Source organism: Aminobacter sp. MET-1 (assembly GCF_026521175.1).
In the GTDB taxonomy this organism is placed as follows: Bacteria; Pseudomonadota; Alphaproteobacteria; order Rhizobiales; family Rhizobiaceae; genus Aminobacter.
In genome coordinates this window covers 53,803-76,116 of record NZ_JAMSHL010000013.1, presented here as the reverse complement: position 1 = coordinate 76,116, position 22,314 = coordinate 53,803, and the positions used below count along the sequence as shown (strand labels likewise).

The window sequence follows — 22,314 nt, the reverse complement described above, 5'->3', positions numbered from 1 at the left end:
ATGAGTGTTGCCGACCGCATCCGCGTCCAGGACGTCAGAACCCTTTCCGACGACTGGTACGTTCTGAAGAAAACCACATTCGCCTATCGCCGCGGCGACGGCGAATGGCAGGTCCAGAGCCGCGAGACCTATGATCGCGGCAACGGCGCCACCATCCTGCTCTATGATCCCGCGCGCCGGACCGTCGTGCTGGTCAAGCAGTTCCGCTATCCGGCCTTCGTCAGCGGCTATGACGACATGCTGATCGAGACGCCCGCCGGCCTGCTCGACGACGCAGCACCCGAAGAGCGCATCCGCGCCGAGGTCGAGGAAGAGACCGGCTTCCGCATCCACCATGTCCGCCGCGTCTTCGAAGCCTTCATGAGCCCCGGCGCCGTCACCGAGAAGATCTATTTCTTCGTCGGCGAGTATGAACCGTCGGACCGTGTCTCCGAAGGCGGCGGCCATCCGGGCGAGGGTGAGGACATCGAGGTGCTGGAGATCGGTATCGACGAGGCGCTGGCCATGGTCGCCGACGGCCGCATCTGCGACGGCAAGACCATCATGCTGCTGCAATACGCAGCGCTTCACCTGCTGCGTGGAGTCTAGCCACGATGTCGAACATCGCCCGCGAACTCGGCGTCTCCTTCGGCGCGTCCCGGACCGGGCCGCTCAACGCCATCACCGACGTGCCGGGCGTGGCCGTCGGCCATCGCACCATTCGCTCAGGCGATCTCAACACCGGCGTCACCGCCATCCTGGCGCATGGCGGCAATCTCTACCGCAGCAAGGTGCTGGCCGCCTGCGATGTCATCAACGGCTTCGGCAAGAGCACCGGCCTGATGCAGGTCGAGGAGTTGGGCATGCTCGAGACGCCGATCCTGCTCACCAACACCTTCGGCGTCGGCACCTGCGCCAACGCGCTGATCCGCGCAGCGATTTCGGAAAATCCCGACATCGGCCGCGAGACGTCGACGGTCAATCCTGTCGTGATGGAGTGCAACGATGGCCATCTCAGCGACATCCAGGCGCTTGCCGTCACCGAGGACGATGCCCGCGCTGCCCTGGCCGCAGCGGCGTCAAGCCCCATCGCCGAGGGCAATGTCGGCGCCGGCACCGGCATGAGCTGCTTCGGCTTCAAGGGCGGCATCGGCACAGCCTCGCGCCGCATCGAACTTGGCGGCCGCGACCATCATCTCGGCGTGCTGGTGCTCACCAATTTCGGCCGCGCCGGTGACCTGATCCTGCCGGATGGCCGTCGCCCCGATCCGCGTTCCAAGGTGGAGGCTGAAAAAGGCTCGGTCATTGTCATCCTCGCCACTGACATTGCCATGGAACACCGCCAGCTTAAGCGCGTGGTGCGCCGCTGCGGCGTCGGCCTCGCCCGGCTGGGTGCCTACTGGGGCCATGGCAGCGGCGACATCGCGCTCGGCTTCTCGACCGCCCAGACCTTCGACCACGACGCACGCGCCGATTTCGTCGCCATGTCCGCTCTCAACGAAAACCGCATCGACCGCCTGTTCCGCGCAGCAGCCGAGGCGACTGAGGAGGCAGTGGTGAACTCGATGTGTTCAGCCGAGGCAATGCACGGCCGATCAGGGCATTTTCGGCCTTCACTGGCCGATTGGTTGAGAGAGCAAGGATAGATCTCCGCCGGCGGACGCTGAACGCAGGATTGCCTGTCTAGGAAAATAAACTTAGGATGTTCCTTCTTTGTTCCATTGAATGGAGAAGGCCATGTCCCAGCAATTGCAATTCGACTTCGTAGCAACTTCGCTTGGTTTGCGCCCACCGGGGCGGCGGGCAAGACAGGTATGGTCCAAGTCCGATGGCCTCTTGTTTCGCATCCATCCGTCGCCAGTCGAGCTGATAGAGGCGGCAGCCCATCGTGCGCGTCGCACCCATGGCCTGACGGGCAAGCCACGTCGCGCTGATCAGCTCCACGTCTCGCTGGTGGGGGTACGCCGCGACGAAGCCACGGAGCGAAGCGCCGCAGCGGCGGCTGCCACAGTCAGGGCACAAGCATTCGACCTGACCTTCGACCGCATGGTCAGTTTCCGGAACGGTGAAACGAAACCGCTGGTGCTCCTGTGTCGAGAGGGCGCTGATCAGGTGATCGACCTTGAACGCCGGATCGTGGAAGCGTTGAACGGCATAGGGCTCCTGGTTCCTCGTCGCGCCGGCTTCGTACCCCACTGTACGCTGCTCTACGACAGCAAGCTCGTTCCGGAAATGCGTCTCGACCGACCCATCATCGTCCCGGTCACGACATTTCATCTCCTGCACCGTTCGGACAACGGGCGGCTTCGCCGGAGTGTTGGTAGCTGGCCTTTGCTGGGTTGACAGGGTCAGCCCGGCAATGGCTGCCGCGCCAGCCGCCAGAAATCCTGCGGTTCTTCGAGCAGGCGGCTGAGTCCGACGCGCTCGAAGGCAAGTGCGGCCTGTTCGGCGGCGTCGGCGAGGATGGCCTCTGTATCGAGATGGCCGGTTTTGCGGCCGCGCATCAGAACGCGGCCGTTGACGATCACGGTGTCGACGTCGGCGGCGTTGGCGAAATGCGCAATGCGCGTGATCGGCATGACCGGCGGGTAGAGGTGCGGCTTGCGCATGTCGACCAGTGCGATGTCGGCCTTCTTGCCAACCTCCAGCGAGCCGATTTCATGCGCCAGTCCAAGCGCCTTGGCCGGGTCGATCGTCACCATCTCCAGCGTCTTGCCAGGCGGCAGATAAGCCGGGTCGCGGAAATGGCGGCGATGGTAGTGCATGCACTGCGCCATGTGGCGGAACATGTCGTAGCCGCGGTCGGGCGCGGCGGCATCCGAGCCGATGCAGACATTGATGCCGGCCTCGATCAGCTCCGGCACCGGGCAGCGGCCATAGATCGACATGATCGCAGAGGGGTTGTGGATGATCGACGCGCCCGTCTCCTTGAGCGCTGCGAAATCGTCCTCGGTGAGGTCGACGCTGTGGCCCAGCAGTGCGAACTCACCGAGGACGCCAAGATCGCGCGCCAGCGCGATCGAGCCGTCGCGGTGGCCGTCCTGGGTGAACAGCACGCTCTTGCGACGGCGCAAATCCATGATTGCCTCGCCCATGTCGACCACCTGGCGCCGGTCTTCGGGCGTTGCCACCTGCGCGGCGTAGTAGACCGGCATCACCAGGCAGATGCCGGTGCCGCGGCCCAGCACGTCGTTCCAGCGGTTGATCAGCATTTCGCTGACCTCGAGCTGCCGCTCGAACGAAATCTCCCGGTCGTTCCAGGCGCCGTCGCTGCCCAGCGTGCGATAGCGGCGCGGGAAGGGTGGGCGGCCAGGCCCGACGGCCAGGAAGGTGCGCAGGCCCGACTCCACCGTCGCCTCGTTATGGGCGTCGCCGAAGGCCGGATCGTCGGTGCGGTAGATATCTGCGCCGCCGCCCAGCAACGTCATCGCCGTGGTCACGCCACCGCGCAGCCGTTCGAGCTGCACCATGCGCGCCTCGGCGCGCCAGAATTCCGGCGTCGAGCCGCGCGCGTAGATCTCTTCGCAGGCGTCGAACCATGTGTCGAGGCCGGCGCCGGCATTGCGCACCAGCCCGTGGCCGGCATGCGAGTGGTTGTCGATCAGGCCGGGCAGGGCGACCATGCCGCTGCAGTCGATCACTTCCGATGCTTCGGGCTCCGGTTCGGCGGCGCTGCCGATGCCGCTGATGCGGTCGCCGGTGATTGCCAGCCAGGCGCAGTCGAGCACGCGCCGGTGGGAATCGACGGTGACCAGTGTCGCGTTGCGCAGGAGTATGTCTGCCCGTGTCATGTCTTGCTGGCCTTCCGCCCGAGCCTAGAGGCCGAGAATGTCTTCGAGGTCGCGCGCCATCACGCGTTCGCTTTCGAGGTCCAACTGGTTCTCGATATGGGCGAGGTGATGGTGCATGACGGCAAGCGCCTTCTTGGCGTCGCGGTTGGTGATGCTTTCGACGATCGCCGCATGTTCGTCGGGTCCACAGTTCAGCACATCCTTCTGCTGGTACATCGCCATGATCAGCGACGTGCGCGAAACCAGGTCGCGCAGCAGTCCGGCGAGGATCTGCGACTGGGCGAGCTCGGCGATCAGCATGTGAAACGCGCCTGACAGCCGGATCGCGGTCGCCACGTCGCCGCTCGAATGTGCCTTGCGCTCCTGGTCGACATGGTTGCGCAGCCGCTCGATGCCGTCGGCGCCGATGGTCGAGCACAGCCGCTCCACCAGCCGCTCCTCGATGGTGCGGCGGGCGAAGAACACGTCGCGCGCCTCTTCGATCGACGGCGTCGAGACAAAGGCGCCGCGATTGGGTATGAGCGTGATCAGCCCGTCGCGGGCGAGGTTCTGTAGCACCTGACGCACGCGCGCCCGGCTGACCGAGAAGATTTCGGCAAGCTGCTCTTCCTTCAGCCGCGTGCCGGGGCCGACCTGCCTTTCGGCGATGGCGTTCCAGATCTTCTCGTAAATATGCTGATCGGTGATCTGCCGCTTGGCGGTTTCGGCGTCCATCCAACCCTCCTCCCGGGCCAATTCGCCAGCCCACCCCAATTCAATCCCAATCAGAGATCAAGTCAACAAATTTGTCGACAATTTTTGTTGACAATGCCTGACGAGCTGCCGCACTTTCTGATGGCTCTACGCGGGTTTCCATCCGCCCGCGGGGCATTCCCAAGGGCACATCTCCCGGTGCCTGGCATGAAAGGGCGCCGTCCGCGCTGTTTACCCGAGGTCCCTGACAACCCGGGTGACATCGATGCGCAGGACGGCGCCTGTCTTCCTGTTCACTGGCTTGCCGTTTGCGCCAGCGGCTTCGAATTGGTGTCGATGCTCACCACCACCGACATGCCGGGCGTCAATCTTTCGGCCATAGCCTGGCCCGGATCGATGCTGATCCGCACCGGCACGCGCTGTGCTACCTTGGTGAAATTGCCGGTGGCGTTATCGGGCCTGAGCACCGAGAATTCCGAACCGGTTGCCGGCGCGAAGCGCTCGACGCGACCGTTGAGCTCGGCATGGCCAAGCGCGTCGACCTTGAAGCTGACCGGCTGGCCCAGCTGCATGCCCGAAAGCTGCGTTTCCTTGAAATTGGCCACCACCCAGATGCGCTTCGGCACCAGCGCCATCAGTTGGGTTCCCGGCGCTACGTATTGTCCGAGCCGGGCGCCGATCTCGCCCAGCCGTCCGTCTTCAGGGGCTGTGATGCGCGTGTTCTTGAGGTCGATTTCCGCGAGATTGACGGCCGCCTCGGCACCCGACACCGCGGCCTCGAGCGACTGGCGGCTGACGATCGTCGCCTGCAAATCCTGCCGCGTTACCTCAAGTGCCGCTTCAGCCTGGCTGTGGGCGGCGCGCGCCTGCTCCATCGTCGTACGCACCTTGTCGGCCTCGCTCAGCGTCGTCACCCCGCGCTGCAGCAGCGGTTCGATCCGGCCCCAATTGCCCTGGGCGTTGTCATAGGCGACTTGCGCCGACGCCACCTGTGCCTCAGCCGACTTGACCTTGGCCTCGGCCGAATGGCGCTGCTGTTCGGAATTGGCCAGCGCTGCCTCCTGGCTCGCCAGCGTCGCGCGCGCCTGCGCCAGCTTCTGCAGGTAGATGCGGTCGTCGATCTGCACCAGCAGCTGCCCGGCCTTCACGTCCTGGAAATCCTGCACCGCCACCTCGGCGATTATGCCCGACAGTTGCGGCGAAAGGATCGTCACCTGGCCGCGGACATAGGCATTCTCCGTCACCTGCACCGCGCTTCGAAACGGCGGCAGCTCCCAGACATAGAGGATGGTGGCGATGCCGGCGGCGCCGAGAGCGAGCGCAAGCAGCGTGCTGGCGGAGCGGAGGATATCAATGAGCTTGGACAACATCTGGGGTCACGCGGTGGCTGGGAGTGCGGGTTTCCGGTCGCGCAGGGCAACGACGGCCGTATGGGCGAGAAGCAGGACCAGCGCTGCTAGCGCAATCCAGGCGATCAGAAGGAAGGCGTCGTTGTAGGCGAGCACATTGGCCTCGCGCGTCGCTTGCTGGGACAAGAGCTGCAGCCCCTCGGCATTGAGCAGGGTCTTGTCGGTGATGACGCGCGAATAGGCGCCGCCGAGCTGGGCCACGCGCTGCGCCACCAGCGGATCGGTCAGCGCTATGTGTTCGACCAGCACGTTGTGGTGGAACTGCTCGCGGATGGTGACGAAGGTGGTGAACACCGCCGACCCCAGCAGGCCGCCGAGGCTCTGCGTGGTCAGGAACACGATGATGAAACTGAGAATGTAGTTCGGCCCCTTCTTCAGCGCCGACATCAGCCCGCTCTTCATCGCCGGCGGCAGGATCAGGGCGCCGGCAAAGGCGATGATCGCCTGGCTGAGATAGACCTGCTCGGGTCGGGTCAGGCTGGTGGCGCGGCTGTCCATGAAGGCGCCGACGGCGATAAGCACCAGGGCTACCGCGTGGATGCGGTCCTCCTTGCCGTGCCGCATTGCCATGGCGCAGGTGACGCCGCCGGCAATCGACGCCGCCAGGATCGCCCAGTAGACCGAGCGTGTCTGCTCGTTGGTCAGTCCCAGTGCCTGGAACAGGCTCGACGAGCCCAGCGTCTGTTCCGACAGCACCAGCCGGAAGATCAGCAGCACGCCGGCAAAATGCAGGATCGGCGGGCTTGCCAGCCAGCGTATGTCGAGCAGCGGGTTCTTGCGGTTGAGCTCGATGACGGAGGCAGCGGTGACGCAGGCAATTGCCAGCACCAGCAGCATGCCGATCCACGGCGCCTCCAGCCACCAGTATAGCCTGCCGAGCACCAGCACGATCGCCACAGAGCCAAAACCCGTGGCGATCAAGAGGTAGCTGACGATATCGAGCCTCTCGATCACCTTGGCACGCGGCTGCGGCGACAGCGGCAGCATATAGACAAGCGCAAACGCGATCATCGCCATGCCGAGTTCGAACATGGTCACGGCGTGCAGCCCGCCGATGTCGAACAGGGCCGGCGAGATCAGCCGGGCCAGGGGAGGGCCGAGCAGGATGGTCGTCAGCGCCATCGGCAGGCCGACGTTGAGCTTTTTTTCGGGCGGGAACGATTCCAGCATGTAGAGAAAGGCCAGCGACGAGATCGGTGCGGCGACGATGCCGCTCATGAAGCGCACCACCAGCGCCGATTGCAGATCCGAGATGAACAGGTTGAGCAGGCAGGCAATGACGAAGCCGAGCAGGCTGAGCTCGGCGAAATTGCGCAAGCCGTATTGCGTCCTGATCTTGATGAGCGCGAGCGACAGCGACACGTTCGGCGCCATGTAGGCGGCCAGCAGCCATGTCGTCTCGGTGACTGTCGCCCCGATCGAACCCTGGATCTGCTGGATGTTGGAGGCGATCAGGTTCATGCCCAGACTCTGCGCCAGGGAAAGTGTGACGGCTGCGGCTATGTAGCATGCCGCCAGCAGCGGCGGCTTGGGCACGAAGGGTGGAGGCGCAGCCGGCTCTGGCGTGTTTCCGTCCGCCTGCGCGGAGGCGACGGCTGGACGGCTAGCCGGCGCTGTTGGTTCGAGCGCTTCCTTGGTCTCGCTCCGTTGCTCCGGCTCCTGGTCTTGCTGCATCGCCGTGGCCTTCAGCAGTCGGAGACGTCGCCGACATTCCTGGCAATCGTGCTCAGCACGCGGGTCGCGCTTTCGATGTCGGCCTCATCGACGCCTGAAAGCACCTGGTTGCGCAAGTTTGCCACGAAGGCCGTCATGCCGTCAGCCTCGCGGCGGGCTGCAGGGGTCAGGAAGATGCGCTTGGCGCGCCGGTCCTCGTCGGTCGTGCAGCGCACCACCAGACCCTTCTTTTCCAGCCCGTCGATCAGGCCGACCAGCGACGGCTGTTCGATCTGCATGTGCTCGGCGAGCTCGGCCTGCGTCTCGCCCTCGTGTTTGGCAATGTGCATCATCAGCCTGGCACGCGCCAGCGTCAGCCCCTGGGTCTTCACCTGCGCGTCGAACATGGTTCGGAGCTTCCGGTTGACCTTGAGCAATTCGTCGAAAAATTCGGCCTTTACCGCATCGGAGTTCATGGTGCCCACCCATTCGTTAGGAAAGATATTATTAGCATCCTATTTAATTTTCCGAAGCATGCGATGCAAGGCCTGATTGTCAATCATCTATAGTCCCTTCGGACGAGGCCAAGCGGCCAGCCGCGAAACCTAATGCCGACAGCGTGCGGTTCCGCGCGATGTCGGGAGGGCGAGTTGCCGGTCGAAGAGCAGGGGACGTGACGCGATGGTCCTGCGCAACCTGGCGAAGCTTGACCTCAATCTGCTGCATGTCTTCGAAGCCGTCTACGGCGAGGCGAGCATCACTCGCGCTGCCGAGACGCTCAACGTCACCCAGCCGGCGGTCTCCAACAGCCTGGCGCGCCTGCGCGACATCTTCGGCGACCAGCTGTTTGTGCGGGCACGACAGGGCATTGCACCGACGCCGCTCGCTGAAACGCTGATCGGCCCCGTCCGCGAAGCGCTCACCGCGCTCGACCGTACGCTCGCCCGGCACGAGCGTTTTGACCCGCTGGCCTCCGAACGCATCGTCTCATTCAGCATGAGCGATTACGCCGAGGCGGTCGTCCTTGGCCCGTTCGTCGGCGAGTTGAACCGGATGGGATCGAGGCTCATTGTCCGCAACCGCTTTCTGGCCGAGCGCGATCTCTTCCCCGGGCTGGCCTCGGGCGAAATCGACTTTGCCGTCGAGTCGCATCCCCTTGCCGAGGATGGTTTCGGCCAACGGCTGCTGTTCAGCGACGAATTCGTCTGCGTTATGCGCAAGGACCATCCGGCGGCTACCGAGCCGTTCACCATCGACCGCTACATGACGCTCAGCCACCTCCACATCTCCAACCGCCCGCGTTTCGCCAACCTGGTCGACGGGGCGCTGGCCCGGATGAAGCTGAAGCGGCAGGTGGCGGTACATCTCGAACATTGTCTGGCAGCCGCTGCCATCCTGTCGCGCAGCGACCTCTGCCTCACAATACCCACCTCGTTCGTCCGCCATTTCCTTCCCGAAGACGGTTTCGTCGCACTGCCTCGTCCATTCCGCATGCCGCCGTTGCAGACCTGGCTCTACTGGCACCCGGCCTCCGAAGGCAGCCCGGCGCATGACTGGGTGCGCAGCGTGCTCGACGATTGTTTTCCGCCGCCCGAGACGGGGCAGGATCACTCAGGCTGATGTCGGTCATTCCGAATGGCAATTTGTCCCGGCTGACGCCGCCGCCCTATAACTGCAGCCAACACCTGAGATCGAAGACCTGTCGCTGGGGCGATGGCCGCGAGGCCGTCGCCGGGAGGATGGCGCATGCGTGTTGCCGATAGCATCGAGACGATCGTCGAGCGCGGACTCTGCACCGGCTGCGGCGCCTGCGAAAGCCTGTTGGGTAAGGACGTGCTGCGTATGGGCCTTTCGCCCGAAGGTTTTATGCGCCCGCGTGGTCAGTGCCCGCTGCGGCAAGACGAGCAGAAGGCGGTGATGCAGGTTTGCGCCGGACGCAGCCAAACCGGTCTTGCAACGGGCAAGACAGTCCCGCACCGCATCTTCGGCACCATGCTGCATCTCGCCAAAGGCCATGCGACCGACCCGGAAATCCGCTTCAGGAGCGCCACCGGCGGTGTACTCACCGCGCTCGCGGTCTATCTTGTCGAAAGCGGTGAGGTGGACGGCATCCTTCAGGTCGGTGTCTCCGCCGACAACCCGCTGCTCAACGAAGCCAGGTTCAACGCCACCCGCGAGCAGGTCGTCGCCTCGTCGGGTTCCCGCTACGGGCCGTCGGCGCCGCTCAAGGATGTCGGCGCCTTGCTCGACAGCGGCAGGCGCTTCGCCTTCATCGGTAAGCCTTGCGATGTCGCCACATTGCGCAATCTGGCGCGCGTCGACCCGCGCGTCGACCTGCAAATCCCTCACATGCTGGCTATGGTCTGCGGCGGCAATCCCAGCATCGCCGCCACCTATAACATCGTCAGGCGTTTCGGCGAGGACCACCGCGATGTCGAGGAGTTCCGCTATCGCGGCCACGGCTGGCCCGGCCCGACCTATCTGCGCGTGAAGCAGGGGCGCGAGCACAGCCAGACCTATGACGAAACCTGGTTCTCGAACCTGACCTACGAGCTGATGTTCCGCTGCAAGATCTGCGCCGACGGTACAGGCGAGCATGCCGATGTCGTCGCCGGCGACTGCTGGGTCATGGAAGGTGACAGGCCAAGCCACCGCGAGGCGGGCGACGGCTGGAACATGCATATCGCCCGCACCGAGCGCGGCAGGCAACTGATCGAGGATGCTGTCGTCGCCGGCTACATCCACGAGGAGGCGTTTTCAGTCGCCGAACTCGAGGCCATGCACGACGACCATGGCGCCAAGAAGCGCTCGGTCCTGTGGCGGCTTGCTGGTCTCGCCCTGACCGGCCAGCCCTATCCCGATTATGGCGCGTTGCGCGTGGTGCAATCAGGCCTTGCCGCCAGCTGGCGCGAACGCTGGACCGCTTTCCGCGGCACGCTCGCCCGTTCGCTCAAACGCCGCAACCGGGAGAGCCCGATCACCTCGGGGACCTTCGTTGCGGACACCAAGACAAGCTGAGAACAATCACCAAGGAGGAAACCATGTCTGTCGATCATCTGCGCGCCAAGCTCTCGGGCTCCGGCCCAGCCCTGTTCTTTCCGGACCCCGAAGTGCCGGCGATCTTCAATTTCGACCAAGGCCTGGCAGCACCCGAGACCTTCCCAACCGACGACCTCGTTCGTCTCGCCCGCAAGGCGCTGGACGAGCATGGCGCCAAGGTGCTCGACTATTTCGACCCGGCCACTGGCTATGAAGAACTCGTCTTCGGCTACAAGGGCCTGCGCAAGGAAATCGCTGACCGCATCGAGCGCACCCAGGGCAAGCAGCTGGGCACGCTCGGCGTCATCCTGACCTCTGGCTCGGTGCAGGGCATCGCGCTCGCCGCCAACGGATACGTCAATCCCGGTGATGTCGTCGTCGCCGAGGCCGCATCCTTTCCCTATGCGCTGCGCTTCATGCAGATGGCCGGCGGCGACCTGCGCACTGTGGCAGTGGACGACCATGGCATGGACATCGATGCGCTCGAAACCCTGCTCAAGAAGGTCAAGGCCGAGGGCAAGAAGGTCAAGGTTGTCTACACCATCCCGACGTTCCAGACACCGACCTGCACCGAAATGTCGGTACCGCGCCGCAAGCAGCTGCTGAAGCTTGCCAGGGAGCATGACTTCCTCATCATCGAGGACAATGTGTATGGCGATCTGCGTTTTGCCGGCGAGGAATTGCCAACCCTGCTCAGCCTCGACACCGATGACCGCGTCATCCAGTGCGGCAGTTTCTCCAAGATCGTGGCTCCGGCGCTGCGCCTCGGCTGGATCGCCGGTCCGGCCGCGGCCATCGAACCCATCGCCGCCGTGCGCCAGGACCTTGGCGTCAGCCAGTGGTACTCCCGCGTCATGGCCTCGTTCATGGCCGACGGCCTGCTTGAGGACCACATCGCCGAGGTCAACAAGGTCTACAAGAGCAAGGCCGAGACGGCGGCGCGCGCGGTACGCGATCATTGCGGCAACTACGTCACCTTCCGCATGCCGCAGGGCTCGTTCTACCTCTGGCTCGAGATCGACGAGCGTGTCGACTGGCAGCGCGCGGCCGAGCTGTCGGCCAAGGAGGGCATCTTCTTCCGTCCCGGCGAACGTTTCATGGGTGAGACCGACGGTCGCCAGTTCCTGCGCCTCGCCTACAGCCATGTCAGCGAAGACATCATCGAGCGCGGTATCAGGAAGCTCGGCGAAATCCTCAGCGCCTGCGCCAGGGTTCCGGCATGACGATTTCGGTTCGCACGATCGCGGGGGGATTTGTCTATCCCGAATGCCCCCGCTGGCATGACGGCCAGCTATGGTTCGCCGATCAGCACGATGGTCTCGTCCATGTTCTGGATGGCGACGGCACGCGTCGCGACAACTTCGCCGTTCCCGGCGGCCCATCCGGCATGGGCTGGCTGCCGGATGGCGACCTGCTCGTCGTCTCGATGAACGACCGCAAGCTGTTTCGGCGGCTTGGGGATGGCAAGCTGGTGCTTCATGCCGATCTCGCCGGCGTCCACCCGTTCCACTCCAACGACATGATCGTCGACGCTGAGGGCCGCGCCTATGTCGGCAACATCGGCTTCGACTTCTATGCCGGCCAGCCGCCGGCGCCGACGGTGCTCGCTACGGTTTCGCCGGATGGCGAGGTTGGCATAGCAGCCGATGGGCTTATGTGTCCCAACGGCGCTGTCATCACAGCTGATGGCAGCACACTCGTTATCGCCGAGTCGATGGCTGCACGTCTGACCGCCTTCGACATAGGCTCTGACGGCAGCTTGTCCAACCGCCGGCTGTTTGCAGCGCTCGACGGCCATGTGCCCGACGGCATCTGCCTCGACGCCGAAGGCCATGTCTGGGCGGCCTCGCCTTATGAAAAGATGGTGTTGCGTGTCAGCCCTGCCGGCGAGATCGTCGACCGCATCGTCATCCCAGATGCCAGCCCCTATGCCTGCATGCTCGGCGGTGCGGATGGCCGCGACCTCTTCATCTGCGTCGCCCCGCACCACGCCCCTGAAATCACCACCAAGCTGAGGGGAGGGCGCATCGACGTCGTCCGCGCGCCAGCGCCGGGAGCAGGACGGCCATGAGCAACGTCGCACGTCTCAACCCACCAGGCATGGCGTTCCCCGGCATGAGCCAGGCCGTCGGCTGCGGCGACTTCGTACTGGTCTCCGGACAGGTGGCCCTGAAGGACAAACAGATCATTTGTGTCGGCGATCCCGCCGGGCAGACCGAACAGGTGTTCCGCAACATCGAGGCGGTGCTGGGCGAGGCAGGTCTCGACCTCGGTCATGTCGTGTCGCTGCGCTGCTATCTGACCAGCGCGGACGCCTACCAGGCCTATGCTTCGGTCAAGAACCGCATCTTCGCCGACAATCCGCCGGCCACCACCGCTATGGTCGTCACGGCACTCGTCCTGCCCGAGATCATGGTCGAGGTCGAGGCGGTCGCCTGGCGCCACGCGCTTGCCAAACCGCCTGCGGTGTAGAACCTAGCCGCTAGCCAAAAATTGGCCGAGTCGGGTCCGCCCGGCCGGCCGCGCTTGCGGAGGCCCGATCTTGTCCATCACCATGTACGGCATCAAGAACTGCGACACGATCAAGAAGGCTCGCAGCTGGCTCGAGGGGCACGGCGTCGCCTACGACTTCCACGACTACAAGGCCGTCGGCATCGACCGCAAGAGCTTGGAAAAATGGGTCAAGGAGTTCGGCTGGGAGACTGTACTCAACCGCGCCGGAACCACCTTCAAGAAGCTGCCCGACACAGACAAGGAAGGCCTCGATGCCGAAAAGGCGATCGCCCTGATGCTCGCGCAGCCCTCGATGATCAAACGCCCGATGCTCGATCTCGGCAGCCGCCGCCTCGTCGGCTTCAAGCCTGAGGCCTACGAGGCCGCATTCCCGGGATAATGGACGCGGCCGCTGCCGGTGGACAATGTCCGCGCTCTCGGGCCGCCGGCTATTTCGCCTTTGTGCCGAACCGCGCCATTGTCGCCGCCACCTCCTCGCGCAGCCACGTTGTGAAATCGCGCACCTTGCGGCCCGGGCGATCCATCTTCGAGCTGACCAGATAATAGCCCAGCCCGCTGGCAACGGTGATGCCGAACGGCGCCACCAGCCGCCCGTCGGCCAGCGCATCGGCCGACAAGAGCTGCCAGGCCAGCGCCACACCCTGTCCGCCCACCGCCGCGTCGATGCCGAGGATCGGGTCGGTGAAGGATGGCCCCGCCCGCTGCACCGGGAACGGCTTCTGCAGCCCCGCCGCCTCGAACCAGCGCTCCCAGCTGATCATCGTGCTCTCGTCGGCGATGACGGGCAGATGTGCGAGATCGGCAGGCTCCCTCAGTTTCGCGGCAAGAGCCGGCGCGCAGACGGGAAAAACCTCCTGCGCCAGAAGCAGCTCCGCCCGCACGCCGGGCCATGTGCCGTCGCCCATGCGGATCGCGAGATCGACGTCGGTATGGTCGAGATCGACCAGCCCGGTCGAAGCGTCGATCCTGAGCTTGATCTCGGGGTGGCGCTGGTTGAAGCGGGCGAGCCTGGGCACCAGGAAGCGCGAGGCGAAAGCCGGCGCCACCGACACCACCAGCACGTTCGAGCTTGTCTCCTCGGCCAGCGCCACCGCGCGGCCGAGTTCCTGGAAACCAGTTGTCAGCCGCGTGCAAAACTCCGCCCCGAAGCCGGTCAGCGCTAGTCTCGCGCCGGTGCGCTGGAAAATGGCGCGGCCAAGCTGCGCTTCGGTGCGGCCAATCTGCTGGCTGACCGCGCTGGTCGAGACACCGAGCTCCTCTGCCGCCTTGACCAGTGAGCCACAGCGCGCGACGCTCTCGACCGCACGGAGCCCGTTCAGATGCACACGATTGAGTGCCTGACTTGAGATTTTCTAAACTCCGTCTGCGGCAATCTTGATTGATGAGTGAGCGTTTTTAGCGAAAATACAGTGAAAGGACCAACGCTTTCAGGAGAAGTCAGATGAAGATTTTCTCAAGCCTCGCTACCCTGCTGCAAGGCCAGCACGATATCAACGGCATCGACAGTGAGCGTTTCCTCGCCTGGCTGCACGATCCGCTGTCCCATCCCGACATCGCGCGCATGGACGAACGCGCGCTCGCCGACCTGCCGCTCGGTCGCGGCTCCAGGCCGGTTTTGTCGGCGCCCGGCGAGTGCCGTGCCTAGAGCAACAGAAATGCGTGGCCGAGCACGCCGAGCGCTGCCGTCGCAATCGTCAGCACGCTGAGTCCGAAGCCGGTCGCGCGCTGCCATTGCGACGCCTCGGCGTGGGTGAAATGCCAGGCATGCACGGCGCGGCCGAAGGTGAAGCCAGCACCCAGCACATGGATTGCCACAGCTGGCGCTCCGAGTGCCGCGGCAAATCCAAGCAGCACCAGCATGACGGGGATGTTCTCGATGGCGTTGGCATGGCCACGCATCGTCCGACCGAGATGCGCAACCCCGCCGTCGCCGATCAGCACCATGTGCTTACGCCGCACCATCGCGGTTGCCGTCGTCAGCCACAGCAGGATCAGGGCATTGAGCGCCGCATAGAGGGCTGCTGCGGCAAGGGCTGACTGGTTCATGGCGTCCCCACGTTACCTAAGTGTAATCTGCAAGAGCCGAAAATCGCCACGATCTCGGGCGCAATGCAATATGCGCGCCCACTGGGATTCCCATCAGGCGCGAAGTATGACTTCATGCGGCAAATCGCATATGCCGCTGAACGCCGAAAGGAACCCGGAAGCGTGTTCGTATCCTTCTTCCCGCAGCCGAAATTGTTTTTCACCTCGGCTGCTGTCTGGAGCCTGGTGCTCGTGCTCCTGTGGTTCTTCGGCGGCGAACAGTTGGGCGCTGCTTTCGGCATGCCGCCTGCAGCGGCGGACGCGCCCAAGATCATCGGTATCTCGGTATTCTGGTCGCCGCCCTTTCTGTGGTTTTATATCTATTTCTTTTTCGGCGTCGTGGTCTTCTATGCCTTCTGGAGTTGGTATTCGCCTCATCCCTGGCAGCGCTGGTCGATCCTTGGTACGGCCCTAATTCTCTTCGTGGTCTACTTCCAGGTCCAGGTCAGTGTCGCCGTCAACAACTGGTACGGTCCGTTTTATGACCTGATCCAGAATGTCCTGTCCAAGACAACGACGGCGACCGACGAACAGCTCTATTGGCAGATCGCCAGCTTTGCCGGCCTGGCGCTGGTCGGCATGAATGTCGCTGTGGTCAATGCCTTCTTTGTTAGCCACTGGGTCTTCCGTTGGCGTATGGCGATGAACGGTTACTACATGGAGCATTGGGGTCGGTTGCGCCACATAGAAGGCGCCGCTCAACGCGTGCAGGAAGACACGATGCGCTTCGCTCAGATCATGGAGGGATTGGGCGTCAATTTCATCGATTCCATCATGACGCTCATTGCGTTCACGCCTGTGCTTATCCAACTGTCGACGCACATCACCCATCTGCCGCTACTGGGTGAAGTCAAGCAACCGCTACTCGTTGCCGCGATCGCCTGGTCGCTGTTCGGCACAATCAGCTTGGCGCTGGCGGGCTACAAACTGCCAGGCCTGCAGTTCCGCAACCAGCGTGTCGAGGCAGCCTACCGCAAGGAGCTGGTCTATGGCGAGGATCATGAAGATCGTGCCCAGCCTGCGACGGTTGCTGAGTTGTTCGAAAACGTTCGCCGCAATTATTTTCGGCTCTATTTCCACTACGTCTACTTCAATGTTGTCCGTTACACCTATCTCCAGGCCAACAACATCTTTTCGCTGATCGTCATGGTTCCATCGGTCGCGGCCCAGAAGCTGACGCTCGGCCTGATGAACCAGATCAGCTACGCATTCTCGCAGGTCACCAGCTCGTTCCAGTTCCTGGTCAATTCATGGTCGACGATCGTCGAGCTTTTGTCGGTCTACAAGCGCCTTCGCGCCTTTGAGGCGACGCTCGCCGGCGACCAATTGCCCGACATCGATAAGCGATATCTCGAGCGGGAAAAGGCTGGCATGAGGCCGGAAGATCAGCCGGTGGCATGATCATGGTGTCATGACGTCGACAGCCTTCTTCCCAGGAGGAAGAGGGGCGGGGTGGTGAGGGCAAGGCACAAGCTTCGACGCTTGCCGTCTTTAAGCTAACGCCCCGCTTTCTGTCCTTCCCACAAGGGAGGAGGGGCGTCATCGTCCTGCTTGAAATCGAAAACGTCCTGCATTCACCCGCCGGTCTGCACCGGCGCAGCGTCCTTCTGTCGCCCGACATAGTCGGCATAGCTGATGCACTCGACATCCGACTTCACGCAGACCTCTCCGGCAAAACGCTCCAGCGCGCGCCAGTAGGCGCCGTCGTTCATCAGCGTGAAATGGAAACCCACCTGCAGCGGGATGCGGCTGCCATCGAACTGCTTGTCGAAAGCCGCCTTGAACGCGTCATAGGCGCGCTTCTCGTAAATGGGTGCTTCCCCAGGTTTCTCCACCCCGCCCGAGTGGCGGACATAGAGATTGTAGTCCATGGCGATGATGCGCCGCTCGGACGGACCCTCGGCAATCTGCGGCAAGGCAAATTCCATCATGCCGCGATCCGGCTTTGGCGCCTCCGGCCCGCGCGACACGCCGCTGGCGTTGTAGGCAAAGCCCTTGTCCAGCAGCACCGACGTCAGCGCCTTGTTCTCCGACAGATATGGTGCGCGAAATCCCTTCACCGAGGCGGCGATATGGGCCCAGTTCGATGGCTCCGGCGAAATGCCATTGATCTTGTAGGTGTCGCGCATGATTTGGGAAAAGGCGTCGAATTCCTTCGTCCAATCGGCCTTGCTCCACTTGCCGCCGTCGAAATGGCCGCAGCCATGGCTGGCGATGTCGTGGCCTTCGGCCGCGGCGAGATTGATCTGTTCGAGCCGGTCGACCACCTCCTGCTTCGATTGCGCGAAGCCGACGTTTGAGCGGCCGGGCGACTTGCCTGGCGCCAGATATTCGCCCCTGGTCTCGCGCGACAGCAGGAAGACACATGAGAGAAAATAGGTGAAGCGCGCGCCGGTGCGGGCCGCAAGGTTTCGGCTGCGCTGCCACTGCGCAAGGTCATGGGCGCCATCGAAGGAGATCAGCACGATCTGCTTGGGCTTCACCTCGTCAACCTTGGGGGCAGGACTCGCTGCCGCCGGCCCGGCGGCGAGCGATGCGGAAATAAGGGCACAGACGCTAAACGCTTTGGTCATGTCGAACTTCGATGCAATTACGGGGACTTGGCGACGTCAGGCGGTTAAGGCCGAAATGTGGCACGGATGCGTTCTGTCTCAAATGCCTCCGTTTGGACAGGCGGGGAGAGGGGTTCCACGGTGTGACGACTTTTTGGGCGAGGCTTGGGCACTTTTCGATGCTGCCTCTCTTTGCCATCGCTATCCTTCGCACCCTCTCTGGTCTGCGAACGTTGCACCACATCAATCTATCGGAAGGCACGGCCTCGCGCTCCGCTTCTCGAATTTCTCTCCCGAACGCGGAAGCGTTCTTTGACAATGGCCAGACCGGAAACGGGGCGTGGCAGTGAAGAAACTCGGCCCCTTCTCCCCGTAATCGGGGCGAGGGACTCCCCGCCCACCGAATTTCCACCCCGCCCCCTTCCATGGCGGCGAAATTCCGTTAAAACGCAGGCTCACGAGAGGCCCGAGGGCCGCAACCGGTTGGATGGAATGTCGGACGACAGCTTTTTCCGCGAAGTAAACGAGGAAATTCGCCAGGAGCAGGCCAGGGCCCTGTGGGACCGTTATGGCCCCGCGGCGATCGTGCTCGCCGTTCTGGTGGTCATCGGCACTGGGCTGTTCGTCGCCTGGGAATATTGGGTCGAGACCAAGGCCAACGCCTCGGGCGACCAGTTCTCGCAGGCGCTGACGCTCGCCAATTCGGGCAAGACTGACGAGGCGCTGGTTGCGTTCGAGGCGCTGGAAAAGGATGGCTACGGCGCTTATCCGTTGCTCGCCCGTATGCGTGCCGCCACCGTTCTCGCAGACAAGGGCGACTTCAAGGGCGCGGTCGCGGGTTTCGATGAAGTGGCCGCCGACACTGCCATTCCTGCCGTCATCCGCGACATGGCCCGCCTGCGCGCGGCACTCCTGCTCGTCGACCACGGTACCTATGCCGAGGTGTCGAGCCGCGTCGAGACGCTGACCGCCGACACCAATCCGCTGCGCCATTCGGCACGCGAGGCGCTTGGCCTCTCGGCCTGGAAGGAAGGCAAGTTCACCGACGCGATGAAGCTGTTCGAACAGATTTCCAACGACGAAGTCGCGCCGCGCAACGCGCGTCAGCGTGCCAATGTCATGGCCGAACTGATCCGCGGTTCGGGCAACGGATCGTAACGCGGGCCCTATGGCATTCAAGATCGCCATAATCGGCCGACCCAACGTCGGCAAATCCACGCTTTTCAACCGGCTGGTCGGAAAGAAGATCGCGCTTGTCGACGACACGCCTGGTGTGACGCGTGACCGCCGCGTCCATGCGGCAAAGCTCTACGACCTCGCCTTCGACGTCATCGACACGGCAGGCTTCGAGGATGCGGGCGCCGCCACGCTGCAGGGGCGCATGCGCCAGCAGACCGAGATCGCCATCAAGGAAGCCGATCTGATCTTCTTTATGGTCGATGCCAAGACCGGCCTGACCCCCGATGATCGCACCTTCGTCGAGATCGTGCGCCGTTCCGGCAAGCCGACCGTACTCGTCGCCAACAAGTCCGAGGCACGCGGCGCCCAGGGCGGCGCGCTTGAGGCCTGGGAACTCGGCATGGGCGAGCCCGTGCAGATTTCGGCCGAGCATGGCATCGGCATGCCCGATTTGCGCGACGCCGTTGTCGAAGCGCTCGGGCACGAGCGCGTCTTCGAGGACGACGGTGACGACGAAGCCGAACTCGTTGCCGAAAGCGACGTGCTGATCGGCGAGGACATCGCCGACCCCGACGCCGAAGACGTCAATGCCTATGACGAGACCAAGCCGCTGCGTATCGCAGTCGTCGGCCGTCCGAATGCCGGCAAGTCGACACTTATCAATGCGCTGATTGGCGAGGAACGCCTGCTCACGGGCCCCGAGGCCGGCATCACTCGCGATTCGATATCGGTCGACTGGGACTGGAAGGGCCGCGGCATCAAGCTGTTCGACACGGCCGGCATGCGTCGCAAGGCCAAGGTGCAGGAGAAGCTGGAGAAGCTCTCCGTTCAGGACGGCCTGCGCGCCATCCGCTTCGCCGAGATCGTCATCATCGTGCTCGATGCGACGATCCCGTTCGAGAAGCAGGACCTGCAGATCGCCGACCTCATCATCCGCGAGGGCAGGGCCCCGGTCATCGCCTTCAATAAGTGGGATCTGATCGACAATCCGCAGGAAGCGCTCGCCGAGCTGCGCGAAAAGACCGAGCGGCTGTTGCCGCAGGTGCGGGGCTTGCAGGCCGTGCCCGTGTCGGCCGAAACCGGCCGTAGCCTCGACAAGCTGATGGATGCGGTCCTGCGCACCCACCGCGTCTGGAACAGTCGCGTCTCGACCGGCAAGCTCAACCGCTGGCTGGAGGGCATCATCGCCCACCACCCGCCGCCCGCTGTCGCCGGCCGCAGGCTCAAGGTCAAGTACATCACCCAGGTGAAGACCCGACCGCCGGGCTTTGTCGTCTCATGTTCGCGCCCAGATGCCATGCCGCAATCTTATGTGCGCTATCTGACCAACAATCTGCGCGACGCCTTCGAGATGCCCGGCGTGCCGATCCGCATGGCGCTGCGCACATCCGACAACCCGTTCGCGGGACGCGCAAAGAAGAAGAAATGAACCGGGGGCTCGCAATTGCGGGCCCTTTTCGCATTGCGCGAAGGTTGCGTGCGTTAACGCTCCATCAAGGTTAATGCTTCATTTTTCTCTCCAGTGGGTGTGTAGCGTCCTGGAGAGTTTTCGTGCATCGACCAGTTGAGTCGCGGCGGCCTGCCGCCGCCCGCGAGGGAAAGCGTTCGTTCCTGGCACCCGCCATCGTCGGCCTCGGGATCTGGCTCGGCTTCCCCACCGTTGCCGCTTATCAGGACATGACCAGCTTCGTTTCCGGCCTCGAGGGCCAGAACGCCCGCTGGAGTTCTTATGTCGAGCGCGCTGCCGCCGGTTCAGTGCATGCGGCCGAAATGCCTTTCCTCGATGGCATCGTCACCGGCCCGATGTCGGGCTCCGGCATGAAGATTTCAGGCGTCGGAACGGTCGCCTTCCGTGGCAAGATCGGCGCTGCTTCCAAGCTGCCCGACGAGGACCGGGTCGTGCGCGTCGACAAGCGCAGCCGCGTCGTCGAGGTGACCCCGGTTGCGCCACCCAGGAACTTTACCGCCGGTTCGGTGTTCCAGCGCACCAGTTCCTTGCTCCTGCGCCCCTCCGCCGATAGCGGCATGAAGCTGACCTTTGCCAAGCCCGAGATCAAGGGCAAGGAGGTCGAGATCGCCGCGGCCTTCCACGTCAAGGAGACGAAGAAGCGCGATCGCGACGTGCCTTCTATGCTTGCTTCTTTGGTCACCAGCGACAAAGCCGACATTCTCGCCACCGCCTATGCCCCGGCCGAGCCAGACTATGCCAAGGCGTCGCCCTTCGAGGCGTTGCTGCGCGACGACGACCAGGCGTCGGGCCGTTTCATCCCACCGATGGGCAAGGGTGACCACTCCTGGCTGCAGAACCCGCTGCCGGCGAGCGTCTTCTCCAAGGCCGAACAGACCTGCCTGGCCAACGCCATCTATTTCGAGGCCCAGAGCGAGCCGCTGCGCGGCCAGGCAGCCGTTGCCCAGGTCGTGCTCAACCGCGTGCGCAATCCGACCTATCCCGGCAGCATCTGCGGCGTGGTCTACCAGAACGACGGCTGGTTCAACCGCTGCCAGTTCTCCTTTGCCTGCGACGGCATCAAGGACCGCGTCACCAGCCCGACGCACTACAAGATCGCCCAGGATGTGGCCATGGCCGTGACCGCCGGAAAGATCTTCCTGCCGGAGATCGGCTCGTCGACCCATTATTACGCCAACTACGTCAATCCGGGGTGGGCGAGGGGCATGAAGCGGATGACCAAAATCGGTCTCCACATCTTCTACCGCACTTATGGCGGTGGCTGGAGCTGACCTGTCTCAAGGCTTGGCCCGGTAGTCCGCGCTGAACCCCGTTTGTCAGGGGATTCGCCCGGGGAGGGCAGGGTGGAGCCTTGGGCAGGATGTCGCACTTCGCCAAGCCCCTGATTTAACAGCATTAAATACTTCTGCTGATGGGTGCCCCCGTGGCTTGACGGGCAGGCACCCTCTAACTATGTTGCCGGCGACTTTGAAGCGGACGGACGGAGACGCTCGGACCGGGCGGGAGTTTGCAATGGCCAAGCCAACAAGGCCAGGCGAAACTGGAAACACCCGGCCTGAAAATCGAGCCGAAAACGACATTCGCGACAACGAACTCGAGCGCCGCAGGCGCGATCTTGAAGCCTCGTTGGCAGCAAGGCGCCCACAGCGTGACGAGGGGGATGAAGGTACAGAGTCGAAAGGTACGACTGGCTACGGTCAGGCACTCAAGCTGTCGAGCGAGTTCATCGCCGGTGTAGCTGTAGGTGTGGGGCTTGGTTGGTTTGTCGATCGGTTCGCAGGCACGTCGCCCTGGGGGTTGATCGTGTTCCTGCTTCTCGGCTTTGGCGCCGGTGTACTGAATGTCCTGCGTTCGGCAGGGCTTGTTACAGATGCTGGCATCAGGCCGCCGGACGGGCGGTCGGACGACCAGGGCAAGAAGTAAGCAGCGCCGCAAGGCGCAATTTAGGCGAA

General features: G+C 63.6%; 23 protein-coding genes. 15 read left to right on the top strand and 8 right to left on the bottom strand.

Annotated features, from left to right (window positions below; translation table 11 throughout):
- The 3 genes from NDO48_RS18365 (at position 1) to NDO48_RS18355 (ending at position 2,322) form a co-directional block, all read left to right on the top strand.
- The gene (locus tag NDO48_RS18365; protein ID WP_018426734.1) at positions 1–588 is read left to right on the top strand and encodes an NUDIX domain-containing protein; all 588 of its coding nucleotides are present in this window, start codon (positions 1–3) and stop codon (positions 586–588) included.
- A 5-nt stretch (positions 589–593) separates the two neighbouring features.
- Entirely contained in the window at positions 594–1,625 is a 1,032-nt protein-coding gene (locus tag NDO48_RS18360) for a P1 family peptidase (protein ID WP_018426735.1), read from the top strand.
- 91 nt (positions 1,626–1,716) lie between these two features.
- Entirely contained in the window at positions 1,717–2,322 is a 606-nt protein-coding gene (locus tag NDO48_RS18355) for a 2'-5' RNA ligase family protein (protein ID WP_157632692.1), read from the top strand.
- Positions 2,323–2,327: 5 nt separating this feature from the next.
- On the opposite strand, the gene NDO48_RS18350 is transcribed toward NDO48_RS18355, so the two are convergent.
- The 5 genes from NDO48_RS18350 to NDO48_RS18330 form a co-directional block, all read right to left on the bottom strand.
- Positions 2,328–3,770 carry an amidohydrolase family protein gene (locus NDO48_RS18350; RefSeq protein ID WP_018426737.1) on the bottom strand — a complete coding sequence of 481 codons (1,443 nt, stop codon included), beginning with the start codon at positions 3,768–3,770 and terminating at the stop codon, positions 2,328–2,330.
- A gap of 24 nt (positions 3,771–3,794) precedes the next feature.
- Entirely contained in the window at positions 3,795–4,484 is a 690-nt protein-coding gene (locus NDO48_RS18345; RefSeq protein ID WP_267322013.1) for a GntR family transcriptional regulator, read from the bottom strand.
- 272 nt (positions 4,485–4,756) lie between these two features.
- Positions 4,757–5,833, bottom strand: a complete 1,077-nt coding sequence (locus NDO48_RS18340; protein ID WP_018426739.1) for an HlyD family secretion protein — start codon at positions 5,831–5,833, stop codon at positions 4,757–4,759.
- A 6-nt stretch (positions 5,834–5,839) separates the two neighbouring features.
- Positions 5,840–7,546, bottom strand: coding sequence for an MFS transporter (locus NDO48_RS18335; protein WP_267322012.1), 1,707 nt, complete (start codon positions 7,544–7,546; stop codon positions 5,840–5,842).
- 11 nt (positions 7,547–7,557) lie between these two features.
- Positions 7,558–8,001 carry a MarR family winged helix-turn-helix transcriptional regulator gene (locus NDO48_RS18330; RefSeq protein ID WP_018426741.1) on the bottom strand — a complete coding sequence of 148 codons (444 nt, stop codon included), beginning with the start codon at positions 7,999–8,001 and terminating at the stop codon, positions 7,558–7,560.
- A gap of 205 nt (positions 8,002–8,206) precedes the next feature.
- Here NDO48_RS18330 and NDO48_RS18325 point away from each other — a divergent pair, with 205 nt between their 5' ends.
- The 6 genes from NDO48_RS18325 to NDO48_RS18300 all read left to right on the top strand — a co-directional run bounded on the left by NDO48_RS18325 (position 8,207) and on the right by NDO48_RS18300 (position 13,457).
- Complete coding sequence (locus tag NDO48_RS18325) at positions 8,207–9,145, top strand: LysR family transcriptional regulator (protein WP_018426742.1); 939 nt, start codon at positions 8,207–8,209, stop codon at positions 9,143–9,145.
- Positions 9,146–9,271: 126 nt separating this feature from the next.
- Entirely contained in the window at positions 9,272–10,543 is a 1,272-nt protein-coding gene (locus NDO48_RS18320) for a Coenzyme F420 hydrogenase/dehydrogenase, beta subunit C-terminal domain (RefSeq protein ID WP_267322011.1), read from the top strand.
- Between the two features lie 23 nt (positions 10,544–10,566).
- Positions 10,567–11,787 (top strand): PLP-dependent aminotransferase family protein, encoded by a 1,221-nt coding sequence (locus NDO48_RS18315; RefSeq protein WP_018426744.1) that lies wholly within the window; start codon positions 10,567–10,569, stop codon positions 11,785–11,787.
- Entirely contained in the window at positions 11,784–12,635 is an 852-nt protein-coding gene (locus NDO48_RS18310; RefSeq protein WP_267322010.1) for an SMP-30/gluconolactonase/LRE family protein, read from the top strand. Before NDO48_RS18315 ends, NDO48_RS18310 begins: the two co-directional genes overlap by 4 nt.
- Positions 12,632–13,036 (top strand): RidA family protein, encoded by a 405-nt coding sequence (locus NDO48_RS18305; protein WP_026226947.1) that lies wholly within the window; start codon positions 12,632–12,634, stop codon positions 13,034–13,036. Before NDO48_RS18310 ends, NDO48_RS18305 begins: the two co-directional genes overlap by 4 nt.
- 70 nt (positions 13,037–13,106) lie before the next feature.
- Positions 13,107–13,457 carry an ArsC family reductase gene (locus tag NDO48_RS18300; RefSeq protein ID WP_026226948.1) on the top strand — a complete coding sequence of 117 codons (351 nt, stop codon included), beginning with the start codon at positions 13,107–13,109 and terminating at the stop codon, positions 13,455–13,457.
- A 49-nt stretch (positions 13,458–13,506) separates the two neighbouring features.
- Here the strand turns inward: NDO48_RS18300 and NDO48_RS18295 are convergent, their stop codons facing one another.
- Positions 13,507–14,403 carry a LysR substrate-binding domain-containing protein gene (locus NDO48_RS18295; protein WP_018426748.1) on the bottom strand — a complete coding sequence of 299 codons (897 nt, stop codon included), beginning with the start codon at positions 14,401–14,403 and terminating at the stop codon, positions 13,507–13,509.
- A 116-nt stretch (positions 14,404–14,519) separates the two neighbouring features.
- Here NDO48_RS18295 and NDO48_RS18290 point away from each other — a divergent pair, with 116 nt between their 5' ends.
- Entirely contained in the window at positions 14,520–14,723 is a 204-nt protein-coding gene (locus NDO48_RS18290; protein ID WP_018426749.1) for a hypothetical protein, read from the top strand.
- Here the strand turns inward: NDO48_RS18290 and NDO48_RS18285 are convergent.
- Positions 14,720–15,124 (bottom strand): MAPEG family protein, encoded by a 405-nt coding sequence (locus tag NDO48_RS18285; RefSeq protein WP_018426750.1) that lies wholly within the window; start codon positions 15,122–15,124, stop codon positions 14,720–14,722. The genes NDO48_RS18290 and NDO48_RS18285 overlap by 4 nt on opposite strands.
- 162 nt (positions 15,125–15,286) lie before the next feature.
- On the opposite strand from NDO48_RS18285, the gene sbmA reads away from it, so the two are divergent.
- Positions 15,287–16,564: a peptide antibiotic transporter SbmA gene (gene sbmA / locus NDO48_RS18280; RefSeq protein WP_026226949.1), complete on the top strand. Its 1,278-nt coding sequence runs from the start codon at positions 15,287–15,289 to the stop codon at positions 16,562–16,564.
- Positions 16,565–16,737: 173 nt separating this feature from the next.
- Here the strand turns inward: sbmA and NDO48_RS18275 are convergent, their stop codons facing one another.
- Positions 16,738–17,736 carry a hypothetical protein gene (locus tag NDO48_RS18275; protein WP_018426752.1) on the bottom strand — a complete coding sequence of 333 codons (999 nt, stop codon included), beginning with the start codon at positions 17,734–17,736 and terminating at the stop codon, positions 16,738–16,740.
- Positions 17,737–18,207: 471 nt separating this feature from the next.
- Between NDO48_RS18275 and NDO48_RS18270 the strand changes: the two genes are divergently transcribed.
- The 4 genes from NDO48_RS18270 (at position 18,208) to NDO48_RS18255 (ending at position 22,285) form a co-directional block, all read left to right on the top strand.
- On the top strand, positions 18,208–18,873 hold the full coding sequence (locus NDO48_RS18270) for a tetratricopeptide repeat protein (protein WP_018426753.1): 666 nt from the start codon (positions 18,208–18,210) through the stop codon (positions 18,871–18,873).
- A 10-nt stretch (positions 18,874–18,883) separates the two neighbouring features.
- On the top strand, positions 18,884–20,323 hold the full coding sequence (gene der / locus NDO48_RS18265; protein WP_018426754.1) for a ribosome biogenesis GTPase Der: 1,440 nt from the start codon (positions 18,884–18,886) through the stop codon (positions 20,321–20,323).
- Positions 20,324–20,445: 122 nt separating this feature from the next.
- Positions 20,446–21,633, top strand: coding sequence for a cell wall hydrolase (locus tag NDO48_RS18260; protein ID WP_018426755.1), 1,188 nt, complete (start codon positions 20,446–20,448; stop codon positions 21,631–21,633).
- A gap of 241 nt (positions 21,634–21,874) precedes the next feature.
- Positions 21,875–22,285 carry an AtpZ/AtpI family protein gene (locus NDO48_RS18255; RefSeq protein ID WP_018426756.1) on the top strand — a complete coding sequence of 137 codons (411 nt, stop codon included), beginning with the start codon at positions 21,875–21,877 and terminating at the stop codon, positions 22,283–22,285.
- Positions 22,286–22,314: the final 29 nt, after the last annotated feature.

Bases quoted from the DNA above. Each gene is read 5' to 3' on its own strand.
- NDO48_RS18365 (WP_018426734.1), top strand. From the start codon at position 1: ATGAGTGTTGCCGACCGCATCCGCGTCCAGGACGTCAGAACCCTTTCC.
- NDO48_RS18360 (WP_018426735.1), top strand. From the start codon at position 594: ATGTCGAACATCGCCCGCGAACTCGGCGTCTCCTTCGGCGCGTCCCGG.
- NDO48_RS18355 (WP_157632692.1), top strand. From the start codon at position 1,717: ATGTCCCAGCAATTGCAATTCGACTTCGTAGCAACTTCGCTTGGTTTG.
- NDO48_RS18350 (WP_018426737.1), bottom strand. From the start codon at position 3,770: ATGACACGGGCAGACATACTCCTGCGCAACGCGACACTGGTCACCGTC.
- NDO48_RS18345 (WP_267322013.1), bottom strand. From the start codon at position 4,484: ATGGACGCCGAAACCGCCAAGCGGCAGATCACCGATCAGCATATTTAC.
- NDO48_RS18340 (WP_018426739.1), bottom strand. From the start codon at position 5,833: ATGTTGTCCAAGCTCATTGATATCCTCCGCTCCGCCAGCACGCTGCTT.
- NDO48_RS18335 (WP_267322012.1), bottom strand. From the start codon at position 7,546: ATGCAGCAAGACCAGGAGCCGGAGCAACGGAGCGAGACCAAGGAAGCG.
- NDO48_RS18330 (WP_018426741.1), bottom strand. From the start codon at position 8,001: ATGAACTCCGATGCGGTAAAGGCCGAATTTTTCGACGAATTGCTCAAG.
- NDO48_RS18325 (WP_018426742.1), top strand. From the start codon at position 8,207: ATGGTCCTGCGCAACCTGGCGAAGCTTGACCTCAATCTGCTGCATGTC.
- NDO48_RS18320 (WP_267322011.1), top strand. From the start codon at position 9,272: ATGCGTGTTGCCGATAGCATCGAGACGATCGTCGAGCGCGGACTCTGC.
- NDO48_RS18315 (WP_018426744.1), top strand. From the start codon at position 10,567: ATGTCTGTCGATCATCTGCGCGCCAAGCTCTCGGGCTCCGGCCCAGCC.
- NDO48_RS18310 (WP_267322010.1), top strand. From the start codon at position 11,784: ATGACGATTTCGGTTCGCACGATCGCGGGGGGATTTGTCTATCCCGAA.
- NDO48_RS18305 (WP_026226947.1), top strand. From the start codon at position 12,632: ATGAGCAACGTCGCACGTCTCAACCCACCAGGCATGGCGTTCCCCGGC.
- NDO48_RS18290 (WP_018426749.1), top strand. From the start codon at position 14,520: ATGAAGATTTTCTCAAGCCTCGCTACCCTGCTGCAAGGCCAGCACGAT.
- NDO48_RS18285 (WP_018426750.1), bottom strand. From the start codon at position 15,124: ATGAACCAGTCAGCCCTTGCCGCAGCAGCCCTCTATGCGGCGCTCAAT.
- NDO48_RS18275 (WP_018426752.1), bottom strand. From the start codon at position 17,736: ATGACCAAAGCGTTTAGCGTCTGTGCCCTTATTTCCGCATCGCTCGCC.
- NDO48_RS18270 (WP_018426753.1), top strand. From the start codon at position 18,208: ATGTCGGACGACAGCTTTTTCCGCGAAGTAAACGAGGAAATTCGCCAG.
- der (WP_018426754.1), top strand. From the start codon at position 18,884: ATGGCATTCAAGATCGCCATAATCGGCCGACCCAACGTCGGCAAATCC.
- NDO48_RS18255 (WP_018426756.1), top strand. From the start codon at position 21,875: ATGGCCAAGCCAACAAGGCCAGGCGAAACTGGAAACACCCGGCCTGAA.